This window comes from Pantoea sp. X-Soil-OKNW-556 (assembly GCF_059730695.1).
Window position 1 is genome coordinate 187,020 of the sequence record NZ_AP035994.1, and the last position, 24,740, is coordinate 211,759.

At 54.9% G+C, this 24,740-nt stretch carries 23 protein-coding genes; 9 read left to right on the plus strand and 14 right to left on the minus strand.

All coding sequences use genetic code 11. The features are described 5' to 3' along the window. Window positions 1–11 precede the first annotated feature (11 nt). From AC6I8T_RS27335 to AC6I8T_RS27350, 4 genes are all read left to right on the plus strand, one after another. Window positions 12–1,397, plus strand: a complete 1,386-nt coding sequence (locus tag AC6I8T_RS27335; protein ID WP_497834910.1) for a M24 family metallopeptidase — start codon at window positions 12–14, stop codon at window positions 1,395–1,397. Between the two features lie 349 nt (window positions 1,398–1,746). After that, window positions 1,747–3,615 (plus strand): beta-glucoside-specific PTS transporter subunit IIABC, encoded by a 1,869-nt coding sequence (locus tag AC6I8T_RS27340; protein ID WP_208727353.1) that lies wholly within the window; start codon window positions 1,747–1,749, stop codon window positions 3,613–3,615. Continuing rightward, window positions 3,612–5,036 (plus strand): glycoside hydrolase family 1 protein, encoded by a 1,425-nt coding sequence (locus tag AC6I8T_RS27345; RefSeq protein WP_497834911.1) that lies wholly within the window; start codon window positions 3,612–3,614, stop codon window positions 5,034–5,036. Before AC6I8T_RS27340 ends, AC6I8T_RS27345 begins: the two co-directional genes overlap by 4 nt. 3 nt (window positions 5,037–5,039) lie before the next feature. Then, window positions 5,040–5,882, plus strand: coding sequence for a PRD domain-containing protein (locus AC6I8T_RS27350; protein ID WP_208727332.1), 843 nt, complete (start codon window positions 5,040–5,042; stop codon window positions 5,880–5,882). A 146-nt stretch (window positions 5,883–6,028) separates the two neighbouring features. Here AC6I8T_RS27350 and AC6I8T_RS27355 read toward each other — a convergent pair whose 3' ends face one another. The 7 genes from AC6I8T_RS27355 to AC6I8T_RS27385 all read right to left on the minus strand — a co-directional run bounded on the left by AC6I8T_RS27355 (window position 6,029) and on the right by AC6I8T_RS27385 (window position 13,650). Further along, on the minus strand, window positions 6,029–7,672 hold the full coding sequence (locus AC6I8T_RS27355; protein WP_021185553.1) for a GMC family oxidoreductase: 1,644 nt from the start codon (window positions 7,670–7,672) through the stop codon (window positions 6,029–6,031). Beyond that, window positions 7,669–8,199: a sugar dehydrogenase complex small subunit gene (locus tag AC6I8T_RS27360; RefSeq protein ID WP_208727331.1), complete on the minus strand. Its 531-nt coding sequence runs from the start codon at window positions 8,197–8,199 to the stop codon at window positions 7,669–7,671. The genes AC6I8T_RS27355 and AC6I8T_RS27360 overlap by 4 nt, the downstream gene beginning before the upstream one ends. After that, complete coding sequence (locus AC6I8T_RS27365; protein WP_497834912.1) at window positions 8,189–9,598, minus strand: c-type cytochrome; 1,410 nt, start codon at window positions 9,596–9,598, stop codon at window positions 8,189–8,191. Before AC6I8T_RS27365 ends, AC6I8T_RS27360 begins: the two co-directional genes overlap by 11 nt. A 118-nt stretch (window positions 9,599–9,716) precedes the next feature. Further along, complete coding sequence (locus AC6I8T_RS27370; RefSeq protein WP_021185556.1) at window positions 9,717–10,424, minus strand: hypothetical protein; 708 nt, start codon at window positions 10,422–10,424, stop codon at window positions 9,717–9,719. An 81-nt stretch (window positions 10,425–10,505) separates the two neighbouring features. Next, entirely contained in the window at window positions 10,506–11,654 is a 1,149-nt protein-coding gene (locus AC6I8T_RS27375) for a lactonase family protein (RefSeq protein ID WP_208727329.1), read from the minus strand. A 37-nt stretch (window positions 11,655–11,691) separates the two neighbouring features. Beyond that, window positions 11,692–12,330: a 3-oxo-tetronate 4-phosphate decarboxylase gene (gene otnC / locus AC6I8T_RS27380; RefSeq protein ID WP_021185558.1), complete on the minus strand. Its 639-nt coding sequence runs from the start codon at window positions 12,328–12,330 to the stop codon at window positions 11,692–11,694. Between the two features lie 12 nt (window positions 12,331–12,342). After that, window positions 12,343–13,650, minus strand: a complete 1,308-nt coding sequence (locus tag AC6I8T_RS27385) for an MFS transporter (RefSeq protein ID WP_021185559.1) — start codon at window positions 13,648–13,650, stop codon at window positions 12,343–12,345. A 265-nt stretch (window positions 13,651–13,915) separates the two neighbouring features. Here AC6I8T_RS27385 and AC6I8T_RS27390 point away from each other — a divergent pair, with 265 nt between their 5' ends. Then, the gene (locus AC6I8T_RS27390) at window positions 13,916–14,950 is read left to right on the plus strand and encodes a LacI family DNA-binding transcriptional regulator (RefSeq protein WP_021185561.1); all 1,035 of its coding nucleotides are present in this window, start codon (window positions 13,916–13,918) and stop codon (window positions 14,948–14,950) included. Here the strand turns inward: AC6I8T_RS27390 and AC6I8T_RS27395 are convergent. Further along, window positions 14,947–15,636, minus strand: a complete 690-nt coding sequence (locus AC6I8T_RS27395; RefSeq protein WP_208727328.1) for a molybdate ABC transporter substrate-binding protein — start codon at window positions 15,634–15,636, stop codon at window positions 14,947–14,949. The genes AC6I8T_RS27390 and AC6I8T_RS27395 overlap by 4 nt on opposite strands. Window positions 15,637–15,638: 2 nt before the next feature. Further along, window positions 15,639–16,886, minus strand: a complete 1,248-nt coding sequence (locus AC6I8T_RS27400) for an alpha-hydroxy acid oxidase (RefSeq protein ID WP_208727327.1) — start codon at window positions 16,884–16,886, stop codon at window positions 15,639–15,641. A 206-nt stretch (window positions 16,887–17,092) separates the two neighbouring features. On the opposite strand from AC6I8T_RS27400, the gene AC6I8T_RS27405 reads away from it, so the two are divergent. The 4 genes from AC6I8T_RS27405 to AC6I8T_RS27420 all read left to right on the plus strand — a co-directional run bounded on the left by AC6I8T_RS27405 (window position 17,093) and on the right by AC6I8T_RS27420 (window position 19,851). Then, window positions 17,093–17,758 (plus strand): aspartate/glutamate racemase family protein, encoded by a 666-nt coding sequence (locus AC6I8T_RS27405; RefSeq protein WP_021185564.1) that lies wholly within the window; start codon window positions 17,093–17,095, stop codon window positions 17,756–17,758. Beyond that, a complete protein-coding gene (gene otnK, locus AC6I8T_RS27410; protein ID WP_497834913.1) occupies window positions 17,752–19,023 on the plus strand; it encodes a 3-oxo-tetronate kinase in 1,272 nt (423 codons plus the stop codon). The genes AC6I8T_RS27405 and otnK overlap by 7 nt, the downstream gene beginning before the upstream one ends. A 181-nt stretch (window positions 19,024–19,204) precedes the next feature. Continuing rightward, entirely contained in the window at window positions 19,205–19,555 is a 351-nt protein-coding gene (locus tag AC6I8T_RS27415) for a type II toxin-antitoxin system RelE/ParE family toxin (RefSeq protein ID WP_497834914.1), read from the plus strand. Further along, on the plus strand, window positions 19,552–19,851 hold the full coding sequence (locus AC6I8T_RS27420) for a helix-turn-helix domain-containing protein (protein WP_208727324.1): 300 nt from the start codon (window positions 19,552–19,554) through the stop codon (window positions 19,849–19,851). The genes AC6I8T_RS27415 and AC6I8T_RS27420 overlap by 4 nt, the downstream gene beginning before the upstream one ends. Window positions 19,852–19,889: 38 nt before the next feature. Here AC6I8T_RS27420 and AC6I8T_RS27425 read toward each other — a convergent pair whose 3' ends face one another. From AC6I8T_RS27425 to AC6I8T_RS27445, 5 genes are all read right to left on the minus strand, one after another. Continuing rightward, window positions 19,890–21,188, minus strand: coding sequence for an MFS transporter (locus tag AC6I8T_RS27425; protein ID WP_208727323.1), 1,299 nt, complete (start codon window positions 21,186–21,188; stop codon window positions 19,890–19,892). A gap of 197 nt (window positions 21,189–21,385) precedes the next feature. After that, window positions 21,386–22,567: a pyridoxal-phosphate-dependent aminotransferase family protein gene (locus AC6I8T_RS27430; protein WP_497834938.1), complete on the minus strand. Its 1,182-nt coding sequence runs from the start codon at window positions 22,565–22,567 to the stop codon at window positions 21,386–21,388. 58 nt (window positions 22,568–22,625) lie between these two features. Then, window positions 22,626–23,363: an amino acid ABC transporter ATP-binding protein gene (locus AC6I8T_RS27435; RefSeq protein ID WP_013512794.1), complete on the minus strand. Its 738-nt coding sequence runs from the start codon at window positions 23,361–23,363 to the stop codon at window positions 22,626–22,628. Then, window positions 23,341–24,030 carry an amino acid ABC transporter permease gene (locus AC6I8T_RS27440; protein ID WP_021185568.1) on the minus strand — a complete coding sequence of 230 codons (690 nt, stop codon included), beginning with the start codon at window positions 24,028–24,030 and terminating at the stop codon, window positions 23,341–23,343. The genes AC6I8T_RS27435 and AC6I8T_RS27440 overlap by 23 nt, the downstream gene beginning before the upstream one ends. Then, window positions 24,030–24,698 (minus strand): amino acid ABC transporter permease, encoded by a 669-nt coding sequence (locus AC6I8T_RS27445; RefSeq protein WP_021185569.1) that lies wholly within the window; start codon window positions 24,696–24,698, stop codon window positions 24,030–24,032. The genes AC6I8T_RS27440 and AC6I8T_RS27445 overlap by 1 nt, the downstream gene beginning before the upstream one ends. Window positions 24,699–24,740: the final 42 nt, after the last annotated feature.

Below are 24,740 nucleotides of genomic sequence, written 5' to 3' on the forward strand. Positions count from 1 at the left end.
GGAGACGGATAATGACGCAGCAGTATGAATACAGGCTCACCCGCATACCGGCACCGCCGACGTTTACGGATGCGCGCTCCGTAATCATCCCGGATGCCGTGATGCAGCAACGTCTCGCTGCACTCCTTCAGCGCATGAACGCACAACAACTGGATTACCTGGTCATTTACGCGGATAAAGAACATGGCGGAAACTTTGAGTATCTCGCCGGTTTTATCCCACGTTTTGAGGAAGCCCTGCTGGTGGTCAGTGCGGGCGGCTCTCTCAGCTACATCATGGGCAATGAGAACCTCAAGCTGGTGCCGTTTGCCCGCAACCCCGGCACCTGCCTGCACGCCCCGATTTTCTCCCTGCCAAATCAACCGATGGATGGCGACCAACCGCTACACAAGCTGCTGGCAAGCTGTGGTATCGGCACCATGAGCCGCACCGGGATCGTCGGCTGGAAATTGTTCGCCGATCTCGCGCTGTTTGATGTCCCGGCATTTGTCGCCGATGCAGTATTTCAGGCTTCCGGTGGCAAACAACGTATCAGCAACGCGACCGGGTTGTTTATCTCCCCGCACGACGGGGTGCGTATCCGTAACCGCGCGGCTGAAGTCGCCTTCTATGAATACGGTGCCAATCTGGCATCGGGCAGCCTGCTCAACGCGCTGGATGCGGTGGAAATCGGCCTGAGTGAAAAAGCCATTGGACAACGGCTGGCCGCCGCAGGACAACCGAACAATGTCATCAGTATCGCCGCCACCGGTGACCGTTTCAGCCATGCCACTCTTTATCCCCGCGACAAATTGATCGCGCTGGGCGACCGCTTTTCCCTGACGGTCGGTTACAAAGGCGGGCTGAGCAGCAGAGCCGCGTATGTGGTGACCTGCGCTGACGATCTCCCTGCGCAAGTGGCGGATTACCTCACACGCGTGGCGGTGCCCTACTACCACACGGTGGTCAGTTGGCTGGAGCATCTCAAATGCGGCATCACCGGCGGTGAACTGTATCAGACGGTAGAAAATGTGTTGCCGAAGGAGCGCTGGCACTGGCATCTGAATCCTGGGCATCTGGTGGCCGATGAAGAGTGGCTGTGCTCACCCGTCAGTGCAGGGTCCAGTGCGGTGTTAAGCAGTGGCATGTTATTGCAGATCGATATCATCCCTTCAGTGCCGGGTTACGCAGGATGCAGCATCGAAGATACGGTGGCGCTGGCAGATGCACAGCTGCAACAAGAGATTGCGGCGAGCTACCCGCAAGTCTGGCAGCGGATGCAGGCACGGCGGCGCTATGTTGAACAGGTGCTGCATATCCGGCTGCATCAGGATGTGTTGTTGCTGTCGAATACGGTAGGTTATTTGCGCCCCTGGCTGCTGGATAAGACTCAGGCGCTGGTGAAGGCGGCAACCTGAATCCGAACGATTTTCCTATTACCCACACCGTCTGTGGTAGGCGTTTTTAGCCGCAGACGTGCGCTGCCCCGTCTGAATTATCATATTTTCATATAGATGAAGATGATTTCTCGGTGATCTCCTGTCTGATGCGCTGAGAAATAATTGCGCAGCTTCACAATTTTTATTATTAGTAATTGCCAATGTTGCAGAGCGTGCTGAATACTCCCGCCGCAACATCCACATACGTTTTATTGCGGCGTGCTACTGCTTCGGCAGGCAAGACCAAAATAAAAATGCCAGCTCCAGTCTTTTCTGGAGTGCATTTTTGTTTTGGTCTTTTTTTTTGCCTTAACGAAAAGGGAAAATGATGAGTCATAACGAGTTAGCTGATGAAATCCTGCGTCTGGTCAACGGGGGCGATAACATCCGTACCCTGACACACTGCGCCACCCGACTGCGGATGGAGTTCAACGATCGTGCTGCGGTCAACAGCGAGCAGATTGAAAAATTACCCGGCGTGATCAGCGTGGTGGAACGCGGTGGACAGTTCCAGATTGTGGTGGGTAACGATGTACAACGGGTATTCCGCGTACTGGAAAAAGCCACCAGCGGCAACAAACCCACGACCACGCCCCAGGCCAAACAAGAGCGTGGCGGTATCGTTTCTCAAATCATCAGCGTGATCTCCACCACCTTCACCCCGGTGATCCCGGCGATTACCGGGGCCGGGATGATTAAAGCGCTGCTGGCGATCTGCAAACTCACCGGCGTGATGAACGAGAGCAGCCCAACGTGGCAGTTGCTGAATATCATCTCCGACGCAGCGTTTTTCTTCCTGCCGGTGCTGCTTGCCTATGGCGCGGCATTGAAATTCGAATGTAACGCGATTCTGGCGATGACCATTGCCGGCGCGCTGCTGCATCCGGATCTGGGTAAAATGCTCGCCAGCGGCAAGCCGGTGGATTTCCTCGGTTTGCCGTTCCAGCTGGCGGATTATGCCGGTTCGGTACTGCCCATCATCCTTACCGTCTGGTTGATGTCGTACATCGAACGTTTTGCTGAACGTGTCTCACCGTCAATCATCAAGTTTTTCGTCAAACCGATGATTATCCTGCTGGTCACCGCACCGCTGGCGCTGGTGGTGGTCGGCCCGCTGGGCATCTGGCTGAATGATGTCGTTGCCTCCGGCGCAGTGATTATTGACCGTCATGCCAGTTGGCTGATCCCGATGCTGATGGGTGGCTTGCAACCGTTCCTGGTGATTACCGGCACCGCCTGGGCGATGACGCCAATCGCCACCGGTCAACTGAGCAAGAACGGTTTTGAAATGATTAACGGCCCCGGCATGCTGGCTTCTAACATCGCGCAAGGCGCAGCGACCCTTTGCGTAGCGCTGAAAACCCGCAACAAAAACCTGCGTCAGCTCGCGTCTTCCGCTGGCTTCACCGCGTTGCTGGGCATTACCGAACCTTCGCTGTATGGCGTGACCCTTAAGTTAAAACGACCGCTGATCGCGGCGATGATTGGTGGCGGCTGTGCCGGTATCTATGCCGGGTTAAGTGGCCTGGTCCGTTATGCGTTCGTCTCCCCCGGACTGGCCGCCCTGCCTGCCTTTATTGGGGCTAACCCGATGAACATCGTTCATGCCTTGATCACCTGTGTGATTGCGATCGTGGTCACCTTCGCCCTCACCTGGATACTGGGTTTTGACGATATCCCTGATGGCGACACTCAGCCCCTCAAAGCCGCACCGGCACCGGTAAACCTGAAGCCCGGCACCATCATCAGCCCGTTGCGCGGCGAGATGGTGCCATTAGCTGAAGTCAAAGATGATGTGTTCTCCCACGGCCTGCTGGGCCAGGGCGTGGCGATCCGTCCCGAGGAAGGTGTGTTGCGCGCTCCGGTGAGCGGCAAAGTGATGACCTTCCTGCCCTCCTGCCATGCCGTAGGCCTGATGAGCCACGATGGTATGGAAGTGTTGGTGCATATCGGTCTGGATACCGTGGCGCTGGGCGGTCAGCATTTCAGTTCGTCCTTACAGGTGGGCGATGAAGTTCAGGCGGGGGATGAGCTGGTGCGTTTCGATCTGGCAGCGATTGCAGCCGCCGGTTATGACCTGATCACGCCGGTGGTGATCATTAACAGCGATGAATATGCCGTCACCACGGCCCCTGCCGCACCGGTCGATTTCGGCCAGCCGATTATGGAACTCAGTCTCAGGGAGCAGGCCGCATGATTTATCAGACACAAGCCGCGTTTCCTGACGGTTTTCTGTGGGGTGCCTCTACCTCGGCTTATCAGGTGGAAGGCAGTTGGGACAGTGACGGCAAAGGCCCGTCGGTGGTGGATATGCTGACCCATCCGGCGGGCAAAGCGGATTTCACCGTCGCCAGCGACCATTATCAACGTATGGAAAGCGATGTGGCGTTGTTCGCCCAGCTTGGCCTGAAAGCCTACCGCTTCTCCATTGCCTGGTCGCGGGTGATCCCCGACGGCGATGGTAACGTTAATCAGGCGGGCCTGAATTTTTATCGTCGCCTGGTGGATACCCTGTGCGCGCACGGCATTGAACCGATCGTCACGCTGTACCATTTCGACCTGCCCTGGGCGCTCGAGCAGAAAGGCGGCTGGCTGAATCGTCACACCATCGACGCCTTTGTGCGCTATGCCGATGTGCTGTTCCTTGCGTTAGGCAACAAGGTGCGTTTCTGGCTGACGATTAATGAGCAGAACACCATGATTCTGCATCCCGGCGCCATTGGCACACCGCCGGGGCGCGAGTTACCGGATAAAAAATCACTCTATCAGCAAAGCCATCATATGTTGGTGGCGCAGGCACAGGTGATGCAGCGCTGTCATCAACGACTGCCCGAGGCGAAAATCGGCCCGGCGATCAACACCACCTCAATGTACGCCGCCACCTGTCGCCCGGAGGACGCCATCGCCGCGCACAACTGGGAAACGCTGCGTTGCTGGAGCTTTCTCGATGTCGCGGTACATGGCCGCTATAACGCCCTCGCTCTGCGTTATTTGCAGGATCGTGGCCTTGCGCCACAGATGCTGCCGCAGGATACCGCGCAACTGGCGGCGGCACGCCCGGATTTTGTCGCCATCAATTACTACTCCACCGCCACCATCGCCGCCAGCCGCGGTGATGCCTCCGATGTTGCGCCGCGCGCCGGCGATCAGCAGATTATGTTAGGTGAACCCGGCGTGTACCGGCCAGAGGAGAATCCTTATACCGCCAAAACCCCGTATGGCTGGGTGATTGATCCGGTTGGATTACGTTTAACGCTGCGCAAGGTCTGCGAACGCTATGGCCTGCCGGTGATGATCACCGAAAACGGCATCGGTGCGCCTGACACCCTGGCTGCCGACGGCACCGTCGATGATGGCTACCGCATCGATTTTCTGCGTCAGCATATTGAGCAAATTCAACTGGCGCTGGCCGACGGCGTTGAGGTCATCGGTTATTTCCCGTGGTCAGCGATTGATGTGGTTAGTACCCATCAGGGCTATGCGAAACGCTATGGTTTCATTTATGTTAATCGCCACGAGCAGACGCTGAACGATCTACGGCGCATACCCAAACGCAGTTTTTACTGGTACCAGCAGGTGATCGCCAGTAACGGACACCAATTACAGGACACCCGTTAGCAGATGAAGGTCATTAAAGTCCTGAACAACAGCCTGGTGCTGATCGAGGATGGCGAAGGTAAAGAAGCCATCGTGATGGGTAAAGGCATTGGTTTTAACAGCCATGTTGGTGACCTGATCCCGCGCGAGAAGGTCGAAAAGTTGTTTATGGTGCAGGAAAATCTGCCCGGCGCGGAGTATCTGAACGCCTTCGCCGCCATGCCGGAAGAGATTTTCCAGATGACCGCGCTGGTGATGCAGATGGCGCAGCAGGAACTGAGCCATCCGCTGCGTCCGCAAATCTTTTTTACCCTAACCGACCACCTGATGTTCGCAGTGGAGCGCAGCCGCAAAGGGATCATGCTGCAAAACCGCGTATTGTTTGAGGTACAACGTTTCTGGCCAGCCGAATTTAACCTCGCACAGCAGGTGGTCGCGCGACTCAACAGTCAGTTCCAGCTTGAATTGCCCCCCGAAGAGGCGGGCAACATCGCTTTTCATCTGGTAAATGGTCAGTCGGAGCACAGCGACACCAGCCAGACATTGCTGGCGATGCGCATGCTGAAAGATATCTTCAATATCATTCAGTACCACGCCTGGATCACTATCGACACCTCTTCGCTGAATTACTCACGCTTTTTGATCCATATGCAGTTCTTTATCCAGCGGATGTTCGCCGGGCAGCTCAACCACAGCCAGGGCAATGCATTGCTGCCACAAATCATCCGCCAGCACCCGCGTATGCACCGCTGTGCGCTGGTGATTAATGATTATGTGAAGAAAATGCTGGAGGTTGAGATGACCGATGATGAGCTGCTGTGGCTGATCGTCCATCTGGTGAGGATTGCAGAGGCACCGGCGGATTAATTGAGGAAGGTTGGAGCATTACACAGAAAAGTATTTTGATTCCCCTATGATTCATTAACCGATTTAATGGCTTATATAAAACCCATAAATTCGTTAAGAATTGTTGAGCACCTCCTGGCCAGGCAGGTGCTCAGTCTTAAGCTATATCAACTCACCTGCATCGACTTCAGCATATGGTCCGCCAGGCGTAAGCTCAGCGCTGCGCCAGTCAGTGTCGGGTTCATGCAGGATGCCGAAGGCATCACGCTGGTGCCCGCAATCCACATATTGGGGTGATCGTGGGTACGGCAGTTGCTGTCCACCACCGAATTCTTCGGATCATCGCCCATAATGGTGGTGCCCATGATGTGCTGCCTGTCCTGATACTTGGTATCAATCGACAAAATTTCCGCGTTGAGCAGCTCGGCAAACTTGTGGAAATCCTTAATACCCTCATCCTTACCGGCATGCCAATAATCGGTCACGCTGTAATAAATTTCCGGCAGCGGAATCCCAATCGCATCCTTTTTGGTTTTGCTCGGCGTCACGCGGTTTTCCGGCAGCGGCAGGGTCTCAAAATCGATGGCGAAGTTAAGTGAACGTGCCGACTGACGTCGAATCTCCGCGTCAAGTTTTGAACCCAACACCCCTTTTGCGATCAGCGACGCGGCATAATCGGCGGTCGGCACCGTATTACGCACCTTGATCTTGTAGCTGGGGAAATCCTTGCGGAACGCGCCATCACGATTGTTCAGATAGACCAGCAGTTCGGTTGGGCCCTGACCCGGCCACACATCTTCCGACATCATCACATTCATGCTGATGCCGGTGTGTCCCATCAAATTGCGCCCGACCTGGTCAGAAGAGTTAGCAATGCCGTTGGGGTACTTCTCTGACGTCGACATCAACAGCAGTTTTGGCGATTCAATACCGTAAGCCGCCAACACAAAGTAGTTCGCCGTCAGATGATGTTCGGAGCCATCCGGCTTCTTATACCAGACGCCGGTGATCTTACCGTCATCCGCCGCTTCAATGCGGTACACCACCGCGTTATCCAGCAGCTTTGCGCCGAGACGCTCGGCTTCATCGATATGCATCGAGCCATCGTACTTGGCAGCAATCGGGCACACCGGATTGCAGTTGTTGTTACCGGCGCACATCGGGCGTTTGCCCCACGGTTTGGTCGCACGACCGTTCGGCTCCAGCACCGGGTTGTAGCCCCCTTTACCGAGCAGGTCGCTGAGGCGGTCAAACAGGTAACTGGTCGGCAGACCTGGCATTGGGAACGGGGTGGAGCGTGGCGGCCAGGCTTTTCCGCCCTGTCCACTCTCATCCTGACCATCCACGCCGGAAACGCCCAGCTCATGCTCCGCTTTGCCATACCACGGCTCCAGCTCATCGTAACCAAACGGCCAGTCACGGCCCCGGCCATACAGGCTGTTGAGCTTGAAATCATTCGGGATCATGCGCCAAAGCGCAGAACCGAAGTGCCAGGTAGTGCCGCCGACCACGCGCAGGTATTTCGTCGGATACTTCACCGGCCCCACCTGTTGCAAATAATCACCGTAGGTCGAGGGGATATGCGGCGGGTTCGGATAGGGTGAACCCACGCCCTGTAATTTAATGTTAGTCAGTGACATTTTGAACGGTGAGTTACGGAAGCGCTCGACGATCTCCTGACGTGACACCCGCGGTCCTGCCTCAAGGATGATCACCGATTTACCGGCCTTCGCCATTTGGGTCGCGATCAGGCCACCCATCACTCCTGACCCGATGATGATCACATCAGCATCGACTTTTTGTGCACTCATGCGTGTTCTCCTGTTGTTGCCACCTGACCTTTTTGTGTCACTGCCCAATAGAACGGCCCGCCGCCGTAGGTCGGCACCACGAGGATATCTTTGGTGGGCAGGTACATCATGGCATCGGCATAGGCGATCAACTCCAGATCGCTGCCGCTACCCACTACGCCGGTGTACCAGGCAGAAATGAGGGTTTTGGCGGTTTGCCAGTCGCTGTTGTCCGCGGTGAAGGCCGCCAGGAATTCATCAACATGAGAAAAATTACGCTGTTGCAACAATGTCTTCAGGCTACTGAGCTTCTGACTGAACTGCGCATCATGACGCGTCAGTGCGTCGTAATAGCGTTGCCCCAGCAACGGACCGCACGGACGGCTGACGAGAAATTGCGACACCTGAAGAAACCCCGAATCAGCCAACTGATCTGCCGCCAGCGCTCGCGCCGGAAACAGTGAATTGCACATCGCGCCGAGAGACAGGATGCCCATCCCTTGCAGCAGTCGGCGACGGGAGATGGCGGTAGAGTTGTTATGCGCCATGTTTTTTCCCCCTGCGCGAAAGTGAAACTAACAGCACCAGCAGAATAATCACCACGATGACTGCACCGCCCCAGACTGCGGGCTGGGCCAGACGCGCAATCAATGGTCGTTCACCACCTTCACGCACGGTTTTCACCTGATCGGCCGTCACGTTCAGCTCGGCGTTGCCAAAGTTTTTCAACACGTAGTTGCTGACATCCGCGATTTGCTGATCGGTCAGACGATCGGTAAACAGCGCATCCGGGCCGAAACCTGGCATATCAATATCTTTGCCGTCGACCTGACGATGAACCCCATAAACGATAGTGGCGATCAAATTGTCAGCCTGAGCGGCACCGGTGGTGGTGTTATGGAACAGCGAGGGATAGATAGTGTTGCCGGAACCATCCGCCTGATGGCAATTGGCGCAGGTGCTGCTGTAGACTTTCCAGCCCGCATCCGGATCTTTCACGGCGCGTTGCAGTGCTTCACTGGTTGCCGGTTGGCCGATATTATCGCGCGCCTGACTGACCGGCTGACTCACCGCCGGAACCTGACGCAGATAAGCCACCATCGCCTGGATATCCTCATCAGACAGATATTGCAGGCTGTGTTCAACCGCTTCGGCCATCGGGCCTGCGGCCTGAGCTTTGCCCGCCACATGACCGGTTTTCAGGTACTGCGCGATCTCTGCATCGCTCCAGTTACCAATACCGGCTTGTTTATCCGGCGTGATATTCGGCGCATACCAGCTACCGAGACTGCCGCCACTTAAGGCCTGATCGTTATTTTGTCCCATCAACGCATTACGTGGCGTATGGCAGGTATCGCAGTGCGCCAGCGCATTCACCAGGTAATCACCGCGATTAATTTCAGCGGATTTATCGGCAGCAGGCGTAAAAGGTTTGGCATCCGCGAATAACATATTCCAGAAGAACATACTTGAACGGATATTAAACGGGAATGGCAAATTTGTTGGTGCCGGTACATTATCGTCAGCTTTCACGCCGTGCATAAAATACGCGTACAAGGCGTGAATATCGCTATCGGTAATTTTCGCATACGAGGTGTAGGGCATCGCCGGATAAAGATGCTGCCCCTGTTTATTAATCCCCTCTCTGACGGCTCTGGCAAAATCCTGTTCGGTATAATCGCCAATTCCCGCTGTTTTCGATGGGGTGATATTGCTGGAAACGATATTTCCGAGTGGCGAAGAGATAATATACCCCCCCGACATTGCTGCACCGTGATCAGGTGCGGTATGGCAGGCCCCACAGTCTGCTGCAATAGCCAGATACTTGCCTTTCGCAATAAGCGATGCAGAGTCTGTCGCATTTTCAGCATGGGCTGAAAATGTCGCAGACATCAGAATGCTCAACGCGAAAGGCAGACAACTCTGTCTCACCTTTCTTGCCTTCATGGTAATTGCTTCCGGTAAATAATTATTAGTGTTATTAAAATAAGAAATGCACATCTGTAGCAATGCCACAGATGCGCAAGGTTAACAGATTGTAAATCTATACAAAATACAAACGGTGCTATAACAGTTCGTAATCATTGAAAACAATATTTTCACCACTGGCCGCCGTGATATCAACTTTGCCAGGTTCGGTCAAAAACGCATCGCCGGGATGAACCCACACTTCTTTTACCCGGTTTACATGGGTAGGGTCGGCTAACAACACCCGCCCTTCTGTGAAGAACACCCGCACTCCCGGCCCATGCTGGGTATATTCGCCGGTGCTTTCACCCGGTTTAAGGGTCACTTTCCAGCCTTTTACGGTTTTCTTATCCAGCACCTGCTGGAAGGCCTCGTTTGACGGGCGGGTGGCGCCGCCAAAATGTTGCGGTCCCGGAATATTGATTTCAAACGCCACCTGATGATTAACGTTATTGCCGGTGTTGGTGACTTTATCGGTATCAGATTTCCCCTGATGTTCCCCGAACTTCACATTGCCGGTTTTCATTTCGGTGTTGTTGGCTGGTTTGTCCGGATATTCGATTTTCACCGGGCTGCCTTCAATATGAGTATTAACGTAATCCAGATGTTGTTCGTGATACAGCGTGGAATGTCCGGGCTGGATTAGCACCCGCATCACTGTGACATACTTATTTTCCAGAATAACGTGATGCAGCGGTTCCAGATCCGTTGCCACCACTTTTTCCGCCGCACTGGCTTGCACACTACCAGCCACAATCGCAGAGGATAATAAGGCGTTCAGCAACGCATGACGAATTTTAGGCATGACAACTCCTTTATTTAACGCATAAATATCATTCAAATTCAGGCTGAATGAATAATGTAACATGATGATGGTGATTGATATTTACTCAACAATGGTGACCCAATTTGCACCTTTCCCGGTTGGCACGCGTTCAATTAATGAAAGCTTGCCGGTATTTTGGTCAATTGAATACAACGCCACCTGGGTTGATTTTTGCCCTGACTCGATCAAATAACGACCCGAATTATCAATAGCAAAACCGCGTGGTTGGGTTTCGGTTTTGGTGCTGTTAATTAACGTCAGTCGCCCATCAACCGGAGAAACACGAAAAGCCGTGATATTGCTGCTGGTGCGTTCGGTGGAATAGAGAAAACGACCGTTCGGGGTGATATGAATGTCCGCCTGCCACAAACGCGGCTTGGCTGACTTCGGTAAATCATCATCACCGGTCAGTGGACGCGCCTCACCACGTTGCATATTGCGGGCAATGGCCGGATCGAGTGATGGCGTCGCTTCATGTTCGGTCATGGTACCGTCCTGATTTAGCGTCAGACGCGAGATATTGCCGGCCATCTCAGTCAGCAAATACATGTTTTGCGCGCCCTGCTCATCGCGTTGCGGCGCGAAGACAAAATGGCGAGGACCGGTAGCCGCTTCACGCTGAATATTCACAAACGACGGGGTATTGGGCGTCACCTTGCCGCTGTGGCTGTCGAAGCGGTATTGCAACAATTGATCAGCACCGAGTAACGGAACAAACAGGAACTGGTTGCTGGGATCGGTTTGAATCGAATGCGCACGCTTACCGGTATGCACCACCTGTACCGGTGCGCTTTCCACTTTGCCGTCGCTGGCGATGCGATTGACGCTGAACAGATCACCACCATAGGAAGAGGAGAGCAGAAAACGGCCGCTCTTATCCAGCGCCAGATACGCCATCGCTTCCGGCAATGGTGTATCCGCAAAGTGACTCAGGGTGCCATCCGCCTGAATATGCCAGGCCGAGACGTGATAAGGCTGGCTGCGTACCGACACGTAAAGCGTTTTTTTATCGCTGGAAACGGCCATTGGCATGCTTTTCAAACCGGTGGGATATTCCCCAAGCGGCTTAAGTTGACGCTGTGCTTTATCCAGCGTATAGGCGGTCACTGTCCCGCTGTCGCCATTCGAAACATACACATACGCCTTTTCCTGTGCCATCACAGTGGAAGCAAATAACATCATTCCTGCGGCCATGATTCTCTTTTTCATTTTTTATCGTCACTTATTGTAGGGTTCAGAGATTGAGTTACCAACGGGTGTTGAAATGCTCGCACAGTTCCAGCACCGCCTGTTCCGGTAAGGCCGTTGGCTTCGTTGTGCAGTTCAGCCATAAACGCGCGGTTTCCTCCAACTCCTCCAATGCGAAGCTGGCCGTTGAGACCGATGTGCCCCATATCACCGGCCCCAGACGTTCCAGCATCACGCCGCGCACCTCGTTAGCCAAACCGGCAACCTGCTCAGCCACCTCGGCGTGGCCTGGACGGCGATAGTCGATCAGCGGGATACGGCCAACTTTCATCACCTGGTACGGCGTCAACGGCGGCAGAATGCTGTCGCGCTGCCAGACCCCCGCCAGCGTCAGTTGCACCAAATGGGTTGAATGGGTATGTACTACGCCGTGCGCATCGGGATTGCGGTCATAAATCTGGCGATGCAGCAGCAACGTTTTCGAGGGCTTATCACCGGAAACCCACTCGCCGTCGCGGTTAACTTTGGCGATACGCGCCGGCTCCAGATGGCCTAAACAGGCATCCGTCGGCGTGATCAACCAGCCATCTTCCAGGCGAGCGCTGATATTGCCTGCGGTGCCGGTGGTGTAGCCGCGGGTAAACAGATCTTCCCCTACCCGGCATATCTCTTCGCGTAACGACTGTTCATTTTGCATAGTTTTTTCTCCTCACTCGCTCGCCGTGGCAACGACAGGCGATTCACTTTGGGTGTTGATGGGAAGGGGTTCCAGTTTGCCAAGCACAAACATAAAGGTCAGCGCGCCCAGTACGCAGATACCGCCGGCCACCAGTAACGGCACAACAAACGAGCCGTGGCTCAGGGTAAGCATCACGCCGGTAAACGAGGCGGTGACAATCCCGGCGAGATTACCGGCGAAGTTCTGAATACCGCCGAGGGTAGCGACATAGTTGCTGGCGGGTGCCACGTCTGCTGGCAACGTCCAGATGTTGGCGGCGGTAAAGGCCAGGCCCGCATAGGTAATGGAGAACAGCGTCAGGATCACGGTGATGCTGTCGGTAAATGCAGCGAATGCGATCACACTGGAAAGCAACATCCCGGTGATCAGGCAGGTTTTGCGCGCCGCCGTCAGACTAAACCCCTTACGGTACAGCGCATCAGATACCACCCCGCCCAGTAAGCTGCCGGGGATCCCCATCAGCGCCGGAATGGCCCCCAAGGTACCCAGCTCTTTCAGCGAGAAGCCATGCGCCATAGTCAGATAGGTCGGGAACCAGGTGACAAAGAAATAGGTGGCGAAGTTCATGCAGAAGAAGCCAATCATCATGCCCCACACATTGCGATGGCGGAACAGCGACCACATCTCGATCTTGCCGTTGTTCTGCGTCGCAGGCACGGCGCGATCTTCCAGCAAATTCTGCCGTTCAGTTTCATCCAGCCCTTTCATCTCTTCCGGCTCGCGATAAAACAGCAACCAGATAGCCACCCAAACCAAACCTAACGCCCCGGTCACCACGAAAGAGGTTTCCCAGTCCCAGGTACTGATTAACCACGCCACCAGTGGCAGCGCGATCGCGCTGCCGGCGCGCGGGCCAGCATCAAAGATGCCACTGGCGGTGGCGCGTTGCTTTTTGGCAAACCAGCTGTACACCACTTTGACACAACCCGGGTTTCCCCCCGCTTCACCGATGCCTAATGCCAGGCGAGCGGCAAAAATCGAGGCAAAGCCTTTGCCAAACGCGGTGAATACGGTAAACAGCGACCACCAACCCACGGCCAGCGCCAGTCCGGCACGCGCCCCCAGGCGGTCAATCAGGCGACCGGCCGGGATCTGCATCAGGGCGTAAGTCCAGAAGAAAGCGCCGAGGATCAGCCCCATGCTGGTGTCGTCGATGCCCAGGTCGGCTTTGATATGCGGAGCAGCGATCGCCAGGTTAATACGATCGATGTAATTGATAGCGATGGCGAAAAAGCAGAACACGATCATCAGCCAGCGAATTCGTGGATATCTGCGCATGGTGAATTCCTTTATGATTTATTTATGGGTTACAGGAGGTTTAGCCGCATCACGCGTGCAGCCGCCGCCGGTGTCGTTAAAAATCGGGGACAGACATCATGAAACTGTTAAAAAAACGTGAGCAGGCATCCCCGACCTGATAACATGATGTAAAAAGTAAGCGATTACAAAATACAGTCAAGCCAAAAGTAAGCGCTTTCAAAATTGATGGTGAGTTGTCTGCGAATTTTGTGGACAAGCTCACTCTTTCAGCAGGAGTGACTTGATGAGTGAAAAACAAAATGGATCCGGCCGCGTATCACTGGAAGATGTTGCCCGCCTTTCTGGCGTGTCAACGGCCACTGTTTCTCGCGTGTTGAACGGCAGCACTACCGTTAAAGCGGCGCGCCGCGCCGCGGTGGAAAAAGCCTGTGAAGAGCTCGGCTATGTGATTAACCGCGCAGCGCGCACCCTCGCCTCGCGACGCAGCATGACCATTGGTGCCGTGGTGCCAACATTAGCGACGGAAACCTTCTCCCGCGCGCTGGCGGCGTTTCAGCAGTTAATCCATGATGCGGGTTATACGTTGTTGCTGGCGAACTCCAATTTCGACCCGGACACCGAGTTGAAAGAGGTGAACAAGCTGATTGAATACGGCATCGACGGTCTGATGCTGGTGGGCAACACCCACCATCCACGCCTGTGGGAGCGCATCAGTCAGCAAGAAATTGCCTGTATCCAGACCTTCTCCCATGACAGCGAGAAGCCCTGCGTCGGCTATGACAGCGAAGGTGCAGCAGAAACCATTGCCAGACATTTGCTGGAACTGGGGCATCAGCGATTTGCGGTGATTGTCGGTACGCCGCCGTCAAACGATCGTGTTTCGGATCGCCTGAAGGGGACACGACGGGCGCTACAACAACAGGGGCTGACATTGGCGGATAGCCATCTTGTCGATAACGCTTTCACCATGAACGACGCACGCAAAGCGGTGTTCCGCCTGCTGGACGGGCCGGAGCCGCCCACTGCCATCATTTGTGGTAACGATTTGCTGGCATTCGGTGCCATGCGCGCCGCCAGCGAGCGTTATCTGCGCATTCCCGGCGACATCTCCATCGTCGGTTTCAATGACTATGAGTATGCCGAGCACCTGGAACATCCACTGACCACCATGCGCGTAGATCTGGCTTCAATTGGTGAACATGCCGCGCATTATCTGTTGAATACGCTCAATAACCTGCCTGCCCCGCAACACACGCTGATTAAGACTGAATTGATTGTTCGGGGCAGCAGCGGTTCTGTGCCCCGTCAGGAACGCTAATCGCGGCGTTGCATACCAAACTGGTTGAAGATGTCTGTCACCGCAGACGTTTTCAGCCAGGCCAGAAAGGCACTGGCCCGTTCTGGCTGTTGCGCACACGTCAGCACCGCCGCCGACAGCGAGATCGGTTGCTGTGCTTCCGGCGGCAGCGGACCCACCACGTCAATCCCTTCCACCATCAGCAGTTCGCTGATTTGTTGCACCGCGAGATCTGCGTTGCCGTTAACCAGTTGCTCAGCGGTAAACCCGGCCGGGATCACCGTACCGCGCGCACGTAGCGGCTCATCGATATTGAGTTGCTTTAACAACCGCGAGAACCAGACGCCGCTGGCCCCCGCTTCCGACCAGGCCACAGAACGCGCCGCCAGCAGGCTGGCAATCAGTCGGTCAAGGTTGCTGATATCCGGCGCTACGGCACCGGCCAGCACCGCCACACCAATCGGAGAGTCAACCACTTCAATGCGGCTGCTGCCATCGGCAATCCCTTTGTCAATCAGGCGATCGACGGTGTCCACCGTGGCGATCACCACATCCGCTTCCGCCCCCTGGTTCAGCTGTTGCTCGATAACGGTACTGGGATGCCAGCATATTGCCAGCGGCGTATCCGGGTGTGCCGACTGCCAAACATCAATCAGCGTGTTGAACGGTGCGCTCAGGGCGAGCGCGCTATAAATAGGTAACGTCATTATTATCCCTCGCGGGCAAACAGCGGAGCACGGCGCAACAACGCGGCATCCAGTTGGTCGGGTTTGGTGACACCAATCAGCGCCATATCGCGATCAATCTCATCACGCAGGATATGCATGGCATGCTCGATGCCTGCCTGGGCGCCAATCACCGAACCGTACAGAAACGGACGGCCAAGAAACACAAAGTCGGCACCCAATGCCATCGCTTTCATCACATCGGTACCACGACGAATGCCGCTATCGATTATCACCTTCATATTCCCTTTCGCCGCGGCGATTTCAGGCAAGGTATGCAACGGCGGCACGGTGTGATCAAGCTGGCGTCCACCGTGGTTGGAGAGGATGACCGCATCCGCGCCTAAATCACGGGCGATAAAGGCGTCCTCCGGTGACATCAGCCCTTTGATCACCAGGTTGCCTTTCCACTTCTTACGGATGGCCTCAACGTGTTTCCAGCTCAACTTGTCACGCGCGTTGGTGTTACGCACTTTGTTCGACATCATCGGCGGTCCGCGTTCCGCATCGGTGTTTTCAAAATGCGGGGCACCGTGGCGCAGGAAGGTTTGTGCTACGGTGCCGAGCAGCCAGCGCGGACTCAGGGCGCTTTGCCACATCACTTTCGGCGTGATTTTGATTGGCATGCTGAAGCCGCTGCGGGTGTTGTGTTCGCGATTGCCAAGCATCGGCGTATCACCGGTGACCACCAGCGTTTTATACCCGGCGCGTTCAACACGCTCGACCAGACGGTCAATACGCGGTTGATCGCCCGCCAGGTAGGCCTGAAACCAGGCATCGGGATTAGCAGCAATCACCTCCTCCAGTGGAATCAGTGACGATGCGCTGAGTATCATCGGCACGTTCATCGCTCTGGCCGCTTTTGCCAGCATCAGGTCGGCACGGTAGCTGACAAAAGACGCGCCACCCAGCGGGGCGACACCAAAAGGATGGGACCAGTTATGCCCCAGCAGGCTGACGTGCTGATCACGCCCGGACACGTCGCGAAACATGCGCGGCACAAACACATACTGCTGATAAGCCTCATAGGCTGCGGCGATGCCTCTGCCGGTCTCCACTCCGCCTTTTACGTACTGAAAAATCATATTTGGTAAGCGCTTGCGTGCATGACGTTCGAAGTCGTCCAGCGCCAGCAGATCGCGAAAATGGCGCGGTACGGTATTAGCGGGACGAACCTGCACTTCTGGCGTCACGGCGATGTTAATAGCGGTGGTGTCTCCACGAGTTGTCATAGTGCGTTCTCAATTTTATGGAAAGTAAGCGGTTTCAAATCAGGGGTTATTACGAGGCTATCCTGTTTATATCCTGACAGACGCGCAGTTTTTTTGTGTGATCGCCGTCACCATATGAACAGAAATGTAAGCCCTTACATTTTCAACCCGGATTAAGTATGGTGTGCTGTAGTCCACTTTGATCGTCGCTGCTGACGGAGATAACCATGAACCAACGCATTGTTTTATTGCACGCTACCCCGGTGGCGATGACCCCGATTCAGGAAGCTTTTAACGACTTATGGCCCGAGGCTGAGGTAGTCAATCTGCTGGATGACGGGCTGACCATTGACCGCGCCAAAGAGGAGCAACTGTCGCGTCGATTGACGGATCGCTTTGTGGCTTTTGGTCGTTACGGCTACAGCATGGATGCCCGGGGTATTCTGGTCACCTGCTCCGCATTCGGTCCGGCGATTGATGAACTGGCAGCCGCCGTGCCGGTGCCGGTGTTAAAACCCAACGAAGCGATGTTCGAAGCCGCATTGCAGCAGGGCCAAACCATCGGCATGTTAGCGACCTTCGGCCCGTCACTGGTGACCATGTGCGCCGAATTCGATCAGTATGCGGCGCAAATCGGATCTGGTGCCCGGCTGGAAACCGTCCTGGTGCCGGACGCCATCGATCGGTTACGTAAAGGGGATGTCGACACCCACAACCGGCTGGTCGCCGAATATGCGCCACAACTCAGTCATTGTGATGTGATCATGCTGGCGCACTTTTCCACCTCTCGCGCCGCAGATGCGGTGCGTGCGCGTGTCGATATCCCGGTGCTGACGGCCCCGCATGCGGCGGTGCAGAAAATGAAGGCAGCCACAGGAGCATCATCATGTTGATTGGCGTTATCGCAGATGATTTTACAGGAGCCAGTGATATCGCGGTGACGCTGTCACAAGGCTTACCCGGCGAAGGTGGCTTGCGTACCACGCAATATCTCGGCGTGCCACAACAACCTGCGCATGCGGAAGTCGAAGCCGGTGTGATTGCCCTGAAATCCCGCTCGCTGCCTGCGTCAGAAGCGGTCGCGCAGTCGTTGGCGGCCTGCGAATGGCTGCTGGCGCAGGGGTGTAGCCAGATTGTGTTTAAATATTGCTCGACCTTTGATTCCACCGATGAGGGGAATATCGGGCCAGTGCTCGATGCGCTAACAGCACGTTTGCAGGCAAAGCGCGTGATTGTCTGCCCGGCGTTCCCGGCGATGGGTCGCACCCTGTATCAGGGTAATCTGTTTGTTCACGATCGACCGCTAAATGAATCCGGTATGGAGCACCATCCCTTAACGCCAATGAAGGATGCCGATATTCGCCGCCTGTTGGCACGCCAGTCCCATACCCCTGTCAGCCATATTCGCTGGCAACAGGTGGTGGAAGGCAGCGAGGGGCTGCGTGAGCGACTGGAAACCCAGGATAATGACTCCGCACAGTTGGTGGTGGTGGATGCCCTGAGCGATCATGACCTGACAATTATTGGTATCGCTGCGGCGGGGCTTAAATTCATCAGCGGCGGCTCCGGCATTGCCCGGGCATTGCCACATAACTTTATCAAGGCCGGGCAGGCACTGGGCCATCGGAGTAACAACCCGGCCGTCAGCGGCGCGACCGCCATTCTGGTCGGCAGTTGTTCCGGTGCCACACGCGGGCAGATCGAGGAGCATCAAAAACACCACGCGGTGCTGGCGCTGGATATCACCGATGTGATGAATGAACGCGTCAGTGCCAATGATGTGGTGAAATTTATCCTGGCACACCAGCAGGAATGTCCGCTGGTGTACTCTTCCGGCGATCCCGACAGCGTGCAGCAGGCACAGCAACAGTTTGGTCAGCATAATATCTCCCGCCACCTCGATAAACTGTTTGGCGATGCGGCGCGCAAACTGGTGTACGAAGCGGGTATTAAACGTCTGGTGGTCGGCGGCGGAGAAACCTCCGGCGCGGTGGTGAGCGCGCTAAATCTGGGATCGTTGCAGGTTGGCGAGGAGATTGACCCCGGCGTTCCGGCGCTGTTCGCACAACCGGAAGCACCGCTGGCGCTGGCCCTGAAATCAGGAAATTTTGGCCGGAGAGATTTCTTTGCTCATGCGTTAAAGGTACTGGCAGGGTAATTCCATCTCCCTGGCCGCTAACAGCGCGACTTATCGCGCTGTTCTTATGATTTGTCCCCGAATCCCCCACATCTATTGCTCCCAAGAAACAGCCCCCTCACTTACCATTCAATGTCTATTGAAATAATAATCTTTAGCTTATATAGTTTTAACTATAAGCCACAGCTTATAGGGAATTGGTATGTGGACTATACTTTTTAGCCAACGTTTTGATGACTGGCTTCATGATCAGGAAAATGGATTACAGGAAAAGATCCTCGCAGACTTGGTCAATCTGCAAACATATGGACCTTCACTCTCACGTCCATATGCAGACACAGTAAATGGCTCCATGCATAAGAATATGAAGGAACTGAGGGTTCAATATTCAGGACGTCCCGTACGTGCATTCTTTGCGTTTGACCCGGTAAGAAGAGCCATTTTGCTGTGTGCAAGTGATAAAAGTAATGACAAAAAATTTTATGAACGAATGGTCCGTATCGCGGATGATGAATTTTCGGTCCATCTGGCAAGAATGGAGGATAACCAATGAGAACGTTAGATGAAGTGTTGGCCGCCCGCTCTCCGGATAGCCAGGCGCGAATCAAAGAAATGGCTGATGAATTGATCCTGGAGACGGGACTCCAGATGATACGTGACGAGTTACAGCTCTCTCAAAAAAGTGTTGCTGAAGCGATGGGAATAAGCCAGCCAGCGGTAACGCAGTTGGAACAACGTGGCAATGATCTCAAAATCGCCACCTTAAAACGCTATATCGAAGCCATGGGCGGAAAACTCAGCCTGGATGTGGAATTACCCACCGGCAAACGGGTTGCCTTCCATATTTAATAACCCTATCAAGCAGGGCAAGCGCCCTGCTGGCGGGATTATCCGTTTCGCTCTGCGGTTTCCGCCTCAAACGGTTCCTCATTCACCATCGTCGCCTGAATCGCGTCTTCCTCCAGCGTCGGGTTCAGCGCGGCACCAATCGGAGAAGTCGCCAGACTATCCGGCATCACCACATGCGGCAAAGGGACTTCGGTGGTGGGCAATGGCAGGGCTTTGACCGGGCGATTCATCAGGGCGATCAGCAATGCGCACAAGGTAAACGCCAGGTACAGCACATGGCTGCCGAAGGGTTGCATCAGCGCCCCCACCACCAGCGGACCAATGCTGGCCCCGATGCCGAACGCCATCAAAAGACAGGCGCTCAGGGAGACGCGCCTTTCCGGCATCACCTGATCATTCGCCAGTGCCACCTGAAGCGGATAAAGTCCAAACTGCATCATGCTGACGAAAAACGCGATCACCAACAACATCTGGAACGAGAGAGTCCAGGGCAAACCCAATGTCAGCGCGCCCAGGCCATACAACAACGCGACAAAAAACAGCAGCCGCTGGCGGTCAAAGCGATCCGATAACCAACTGAGCGGGAACTGAGTCACCAGCCCGGCGAAAATGCTGACACTCATAAACAAACCGGTTTGTTCGGTGCTGAAACCCTGACGGCTGGCATAGACCGGCGCTAAGCCATAAAACGCACCGAGCGCCATCCCGCTCACCAGCGTGGTGGCCAGTAAACGCGGGATGGTGCGGAGAAAATAACCCAACTCCATCGGGGCTGGAGACATCGCACGCGCATTGGTTCGCGTGGTCAGGGCAATCGGCACCAGACAGAGCGCAAAGCACAGCGCGACAATCAACAAGGTGCTGATGCCAAAGCCATCCTGCATCGCGAGGATCACCTGGCCGCCACTCAGACCCAGATAGGTCGCCACCATGTACAAACCAAAAATCGTGCCGCGCTGGGAGGATTCCGCCTGATCGTTCAGCCAACTCTCCAGCACCATATATTGGCACATCATGCACAAACCGATGATCAGGCGTAAAAATACCCATATCGGGATCATGTCCGTCAACCCGTGACCCAGCACGGAGGCGGTCACGATTCCGGCGCAGGCGACATAGCTGCGGATGTGCCCGACGCGGGCAATCAGGTTGTGTCCGACTTTGCCGCCAATCACCAGCCCGACATAGTTAGCCGCGGTGATAGCGCCAATCAGCGTGCCGTTCACTTGCTCATGCGCCAGGCGCAATGACACATAGGTCGTGAGCAAACCAGAACCGAGCAACATCAGCAATGTCGTGACATATAACGGAAGAAAAGCGTTGAGCACTTTTCTCATAAGATGCTCAGTGAGGATGGTAAAGCAGAACCCGGCATAGAGACCTCATCAGTAAACAGCTTAAGTAACAACGGGTAAAGATAGACGATACCCGCCAGCTATGCTTACGAATTTTGCTGAACGCCAGAACGCACCGCATCTGTAGCGGCGCGATTTATCGCGCTGAAAAAGATGCGCAATAAAGTGCGCCGCTATGATCAGTTAGCGTAGCTATTCCACGCGGCTTCCATCCCTGCCCCTTGCACCGTTTTAAAACCATAACGATTAAGCGTGGCTTCCAGCGCCGCCAGGGTTTGCAACACGCAGTCTTTGCGCGCGTTGTAGCCCATAGTGCCGATACGCCACATCTTGCCTTTTAACGGGCCAAAAGAGGTGCCGATTTCGATACCAAAATCGTTAAGCATGCATTCACGGATTTGCTGATCATGCAGCCCGTCAGGAATGTTAATGCCCAGCACGTTATTCATCTTATGCCGTGGGTCGCCGAACACCTCCAGCCCCATCGCTTCAACCCCGGCACGCAATGCAGCGCCATGCAGTTGGTGTCTGGCGATACCGGCGTCCACACCTTCCTGCACAATCAATCGTGCGCACTCACGGGCACCATACAGCGCCGAGGTCGCCTCAGTGTGGTGGTTCAGGCGTTCGCTGCCCCAGTAATCCATGATCATCGCCAAATCAAAATAGTTGGACGAGATAATGGGTTCGTCACCGTCCTGATGACGGTTATCGCGGATCCCCTCTTCCACATGACGTCGACGGGTGATCGAGTCTGCCATCTGTTCACTCAGGGTAATGGGCGAGGTACCGGCTGAACCGCCCAGACACTTTTGCATTCCGGCTGAAACCGCATCCAAACCCCATGCATCGGTTTCGAGCGGATTGCCACCGAGAGTCGCGGTGGCATCGGTATAAAACAGCACACCATATCGCCGACAAATTGCGCCTAACTCTTCCAGCGGCTGACGCATGGTGGTGGAGGTATCACCGTGTACGGTTAACAGCATGGTCGGCCGCACCCGTTTGATCGCCTCTTCGATTTGATCGGGGGTAAACACCGTGCCCCACGGGGTTTCGATGGTGTGAACTTCCGCCTGGCAACGACGGGCGATTTCACATAATAAATGACCAAAACGACCAAACACCGGCACCAGCACTTTATCCCCAGGCCGGATGGCTGAAACCAGAATCGCTTCAATGCCGGCACGCGATGTGCCATCCACCAGCAACGTCCAGTCGTTGCTGGTGCGGAATACCGAGCGGTACAGCATCATCACTTCGTTCATATACGCCGTCATTGCTGGATCGTATTGTCCGATAAGGGGTGCTGACATGGCGCGCAACACGCGTGGGTCGGCATTGATCGGGCCAGGCCCCATTAACAGGCGTTGCGGGGGATTGAGCTGGCTAAAAACAGGCTTGTTCAAAACATCTTCCTTAGTGACGTAAAATTTTGCTGACAAACTGCCGCGTGCGTTCGTGAGTGGGCGCGTCGAACACCTGCTGTGGCGAGCCGGTTTCCACCACCTGACCATCGGCCATAAACACCACCTTTGATGACACCTCACGAACAAAACTCATCTCATGGGAAACGATAAACATCGTGATCCCTTCTGAGGCCAGTTCGCGAATGGTATCCAGCACTTCGTTCACCATCTCGGGGTCGAGCGCCGCCGTCACCTCATCCAGCAACAGGATGGTGGGCTTCAGCGCCAGCGCGCGGGCAATGGCAACGCGCTGTTGTTGACCGCCGGAGAGTTGGTCCGGATACGCATTGATACGATGTGACAACCCGACCCGTTCCAGTAAACGGCGCGCGTCCTGCTCCACCTGCTGCTTTGGCCAGCCTTTAATTTTGGTGGGCGTAATCATCACGTTTTCCAGTACCGTCATATTCTGGAACAGGTTGTACTGCTGAAATACGATGGCGATAGATTCACGCAGCTGGCGCAACTCGCCTTTATTGGCGTAATCCACCGCGTTATTTTCCAGCAGAACCTGTCCCTCTTTCGGCAGCAGTAAACCCATCAGCACTCGCAACAGGGTACTTTTGCCGGAGCCGGACGGCCCGATCAGGCTGACGATATCGCCTTTCTCCACCGATAAAGTGACGTTCTCCAGTACCGGTTGGTCGTTATAGGCGGCTTTTAAATTAATGATGTCGAGCTGTGGCAATTTTTCTCTCCAGACGCTTACCGAGACGCGATAACGGATAAGACACAATGAAATACAGCATAAGGACGACGGCATAGACCAGCGTGGCCGAGTAGCCTTTATCCGACAGGATTTTGCTGGCGGAGGTCAGTTCCATCACGCCAATCTGCGAAGCCAGCGTCGTGTCTTTGATATACATAACGAAGAAGCTAAAGGTTGGCGGAATCACCACCGTCAGGGACTGCGGAATGATCACGTAGCGCAGCGTCTGCAAATAGGAAAAGTTCAGCGTCACCGCCGCTTCCCACTGGTTATGGTGTACCGATTCCAGCCCACTGCGGATGATCTCGCCAAGATAGGCGGCAGCGATAATACACACGCTGATCAGCGCCACGGTAAAGGTGGAGAAGCGCAGGCCGGAATACTGGCTGATAAAAAACACCAGAAATAACGTCACCAGGAACGGGATGCGCCGGAAAATAAAGAAATACACATGGACCACGCCACGCAGCGGTGACAGGATCGCCGCTTTGGTATTGATGGTCACCGCCAGTACAAAGCCCGCCAGAAAACCAATCAGGCAGCCAAACGCCGACAGTGCCAGCGTGATGCCTAACCCCTGCAATAACAACAACAGATTGTAGTACGAGAACAACCCGGTAATTTCCGACCAGTCGAAGTAGCTCATCAAAATACCCCTGTTCTGGCACGGAAAAGAAACCGCCCCATAATCGCCAGGGCAAAGGTGGCGACAATGGTGATCACGATATAAATCACGGCAGCGACGGAGAAAGATTCCACTGACAAATAGGTTTGTGAGCTGAGGTTATAGGTACGGCCAGTAAGTTCTTCGACACCAAACATCGAGGCCATTGACGTCCCCAGCGTCATCACAATGAACTGGTTGGAGAGCGGTCGGAACATCACCTTGATGACATGCGGCAGGATGACGTAACGGATAATCTGCACACGGGAGAAGCCGAGCACTTCTGCCGCTTCAATTTCCATGCGACGGACCGAATCAAAGCCCGCTCGCTGGATTTCACATAAATAAGCCCCGGCATTGAAGGTGGCACCGATCAGCACTGCGGTGAACGGCGACAGCAAAATACCCACTTCCGGCAGAGCAAAAAACAGAAAGTAGATCTGCACCAGTTGCGGCGTGTTGGTGGCAAAAACCACATAGGCGTTAATAAACTTACCGGCCAGTTTAGGGCCATAGCGCAGGATGCTGGTACAGATCATCGCAATCACCATACCGAAGGCGAACGCCAGCACCGCCAGTTGCAGGCTGATCCAGGCGCCGCCTAACAGGTAAGGCAGTTGATCAAGAATGGGGAAAAAATTCAGGTTCATCAGAACAACGCTCAATCGCTAAAGAGCGCCCCAAACTGCGGG